Origin of the sequence: Lacrimispora sp. 210928-DFI.3.58, assembly GCF_020554865.1 — a bacterium.
Classification (GTDB): Bacteria; Bacillota; Clostridia; order Lachnospirales; family Lachnospiraceae; genus Enterocloster.
In genome coordinates, this window is record NZ_JAJCIC010000089.1 from 1 (window position 1) to 1,900 (window position 1,900).

Genomic DNA, 1,900 nt, shown 5'->3' on the forward strand with positions numbered 1-1,900 from the left:
GCCTGGCGGCGCACGTTTCTAACCAGTGCAAGTCTGGAATCCGCCCGGTAGTGGGAAGGATATAGCCGAAGGCAAGGGTGTTCATCGTGAGGTGGAATCTGAAGGAAGCCGGATGTGGGGAGCATACTAACCCATGGGCAAATCTCTGGTCTGACGAACAGAAATCACATATAAGGTCCCGTACGAGGGTAAGACTGCTACGCAAGCCGAAGCCCAATAACTACACGGAATCGTACGGGATAAATGTGGCAGATGGATGGAGAGAAAGAAACGTGTGGTACCCAGGGAGGTCTGTATGGAACGCTTCGAAAGAAGTAACCGCTGCTGAGAGGCAGCGCTGAACGTGCAGAAGTCAGCAGAGGCCATAGTAGCTTTTTTTAGTGAAGGGCCGAATCAATAGGAGTCCTTAGTACGGCTTGAAAAGGAGGAATGAGCAATGGGTACAGAAAACAAAGAAAGCTGCTCACAAAGAGATAGCGCGGAACGCAAAGGGTATGTGAGAGCGCACCGCTCGTTCAACCGGATATGGAAGGAAAGGGATAGTGCAGAGCCGGATATCTTGGGTAAGATACTGGATAAGGATAACCTGAACAGAGCTTACAAGAGAGTGAAGGCAAACAAAGGAGCGCCGGGAATCGACGGAATGACCATTGAAGAGGCGTTACCATGGCTGAAGGAACATAACCACGAGCTTGTAGAGAGAATCAGGAGGGGGAAATACAGGCCATCTCCCGTGAGAAGAGTGGAGATTCCAAAGCCGGACGGAGGAATACGGAAGCTAGGTATTCCCACCGTTATTGACCGTATGATCCAGCAGGCAATGGCGCAACAGCTTATGCCAATCTATGAGCCCCTGTTTTCAGACAATAGCTTCGGCTATCGTCCGGGACGCGGGGCAGAGGATGCCATCCGAAGGATAAAAGAATACGCAGAACAGGGATATACAAGGGCAGTAGTGCTTGACCTGTCAAAGTATTTCGACACGCTGAACCATACAATCCTGCTGAATCTCTTAAGAAAGCAGGTAAAAGATGAAAGAGTCATCCAGATGGTGAAGCGATATCTGAAGAGTGGGGTGATGGAAAACGGTGTTGTAACAGAAACAAAGGAAGGCTCGCCGCAGGGAGGAAATTTATCCCCGCTTTTGGCAAATGTGTATCTGAATGAGTTTGACTGGGAATTCAGCAGACGAGGAGTGCCGTGCATTCGATATGCAGACGATATCGTATTGCTGGCCAGGAGTGAGCGTGCAGCCGAAAGGCTGCTGGAGACCAGTACAAAATATCTGGAAGAGACATGGAAGCTGAAAGTAAACAGGGAAAAGAGCCGGACGGTCAGTGTGTTTGCAATCCGAAATTTTAAGTACCTTGGTTTTTGTTTTGGGAAGAATGCAAAGGGTATCTATATCCGAGTCCATACAAAGACATGGAAGAAAGCCAAGGATAAACTGAGACTGCTCACTTCCCGGAGCAGGTGTGGAAGCATCGTAGGGGCAATGGAAAAGATAAAGGTCTATATGCGAGGCTGGCTGAATTACTACGGAATAGCAGATATGAAGAACAACATCGAAGACCTGAATGGATGGCTGTACCGCCGGATACGGATGTGTATCTGGAAACAATGGAAGTTACCAAAGACACGGAAGAGAAAGCTGTTAGGATTGGGATTGCCGGAATGGGCAGCATGTGAAGGGGCATACAGCCGGAAAGCCTACTGGCGGATGTCTAACACAGGAGTGGTCAAAAGAGCATTAACAAAAGAAAGACTGATAAACTGGGGCTATTATGATTTAGCCACAGCTTATCAGTCAGTGCACGTCAACTATTGAAACCGCCGTGTACCGAACGGTACGCACGGTGGTATGAGAGGACGGCGGTTAATCACCGCCTCCTACTCGATT

The 1,900-nt window shown here is 48.9% G+C and carries 1 protein-coding gene; it reads left to right on the forward strand.

Annotation, left to right across the window (positions count from 1 at the left end):
- The first annotated feature begins 436 nt into the window (after positions 1–436).
- Positions 437–1,828 (forward strand): group II intron reverse transcriptase/maturase, encoded by a 1,392-nt coding sequence (gene ltrA / locus LIZ87_RS22010; RefSeq protein ID WP_227149220.1) that lies wholly within the window; start codon positions 437–439, stop codon positions 1,826–1,828.
- Positions 1,829–1,900 lie beyond the last annotated feature (72 nt).